Genomic DNA, 1,227 nt, shown 5'->3' with positions numbered 1-1,227 from the left:
AAAAAAAAAGAAAACGCCGAAGCGTTTTCCTTAAGTGATTTAACGGTAACAACACTATTTGACTTAGAACCAAAAAAAGAACCTCTAATGTAAGATACACTCACACTAAAGGTTCTTCGTGATACCGGCGGCCGGGGTCGAACCGGCACGCCCTTAACGGGCACTGGATTTTGAGTCCAGCGCGTCTGCCAATTCCGCCACGCCGGCATGTTAAGGATATAATTAATAATAGCAGAAAGGCGGTAACCGGATTTGAACCGGTGAATGGAGGTTTTGCAGACCTTTGCCTTACCACTTGGCTATACCGCCACCAATTATTAAACTGGGCTAGCTGGATTCGAACCAACGAATGACGGAGTCAAAGTCCGTTGCCTTACCGCTTGGCTATAGCCCAATAAAGAGGGCGAACGATGGGAATCGAACCCACGAGTGCCGGAGCCACAATCCGGTGCGTTAACCACTTCGCCACGATCGCCATAATAAAAAATGTTACACAGGGGTAGCAGGACTCGAACCCACGTTAACGGTTTTGGAGACCGCTGTTCTACCACTGAACTATACCCCTAGGTCAACTTAATAACCTAAAAATAATGGAGGGGGGCAGATTCGAACTGCCGAACCCGAAGGAGCGGATTTACAGTCCGCCGCGTTTAGCCACTTCGCTACCCCTCCAGATGGCTCGGGACAGAATCGAACTGCCGACACCTTGAGCTTCAATCAAGTGCTCTACCAACTGAGCTACCGAGCCTGGAGTCTAAACGGTTCCGACGGGAATCGAACCCGCGATCTTCTGCGTGACAGGCAGACATGTTAACCCCTACACCACGGAACCAGACTAATACTAAATTGTAATGGAGGTTAACGGGATCGAACCGCTGACATCCTGCTTGTAAGGCAGACGCTCTCCCAGCTGAGCTAAACCTCCAAAAATTGATGATGACCCGTACGGGAATCGAACCCGTGTTACCGCCGTGAAAGGGCGGTGTCTTAACCGCTTGACCAACGGGCCATTGTTTTCTAAAACGGAGAGTAAGGGATTCGAACCCTTGAGACAGTTTTACCCGCCTACACGATTTCCAATCGTGCTCCTTCGGCCAGCTCGGACAACTCTCCAAGAATACGAACAACAATCACTCGTATGAATTTTAAAAAACTCCGCAAGTAGGACTCGAACCTACGACATCATGATTAACAGTCATGCGCTACTACCAACTGAGCTATTGCGGA

At 49.2% G+C, this 1,227-nt stretch carries 12 tRNA genes; all 12 read right to left on the bottom strand.

The features are described from left to right. Positions 1-122: 122 nt before the first annotated feature. The 12 genes from H541_RS0111035 to H541_RS0110980 all read right to left on the bottom strand — a co-directional run bounded on the left by H541_RS0111035 (position 123) and on the right by H541_RS0110980 (position 1,227). Positions 123-207, bottom strand: a tRNA-Leu gene (locus H541_RS0111035). Between the two features lie 30 nt (positions 208-237). After that, positions 238-309: transfer RNA gene (locus tag H541_RS0111030), tRNA-Cys, on the bottom strand. A gap of 13 nt (positions 310-322) precedes the next feature. Then, positions 323-394 (bottom strand) — tRNA-Gln (locus tag H541_RS0111025). A gap of 8 nt (positions 395-402) precedes the next feature. Next, a tRNA-His gene (locus tag H541_RS0111020) sits at positions 403-475 on the bottom strand. A gap of 19 nt (positions 476-494) precedes the next feature. Beyond that, positions 495-565, bottom strand: a tRNA-Trp gene (locus H541_RS0111015). 26 nt (positions 566-591) lie between these two features. Then, positions 592-672 (bottom strand) — tRNA-Tyr (locus H541_RS0111010). Positions 673-675: 3 nt separating this feature from the next. Then, positions 676-748, bottom strand: a tRNA-Phe gene (locus tag H541_RS0111005). 11 nt (positions 749-759) lie between these two features. After that, positions 760-832, bottom strand: a tRNA-Asp gene (locus tag H541_RS0111000). Positions 833-852: 20 nt separating this feature from the next. Further along, positions 853-925: transfer RNA gene (locus H541_RS0110995), tRNA-Val, on the bottom strand. Between the two features lie 12 nt (positions 926-937). Next, a tRNA-Glu gene (locus H541_RS0110990) sits at positions 938-1,009 on the bottom strand. Between the two features lie 14 nt (positions 1,010-1,023). After that, positions 1,024-1,113: transfer RNA gene (locus H541_RS0110985), tRNA-Ser, on the bottom strand. Between the two features lie 40 nt (positions 1,114-1,153). Further along, positions 1,154-1,227, bottom strand: a tRNA-Asn gene (locus H541_RS0110980).

Origin of the sequence: Bavariicoccus seileri WCC 4188 (assembly GCF_000421665.1) — a bacterium.
In the GTDB taxonomy this organism is placed as follows: domain Bacteria; phylum Bacillota; class Bacilli; order Lactobacillales; family Aerococcaceae; genus Bavariicoccus; species Bavariicoccus seileri.
Note: the sequence above shows the minus strand (reverse complement) of the source record. Positions and strands in the feature narration are given on the sequence as shown.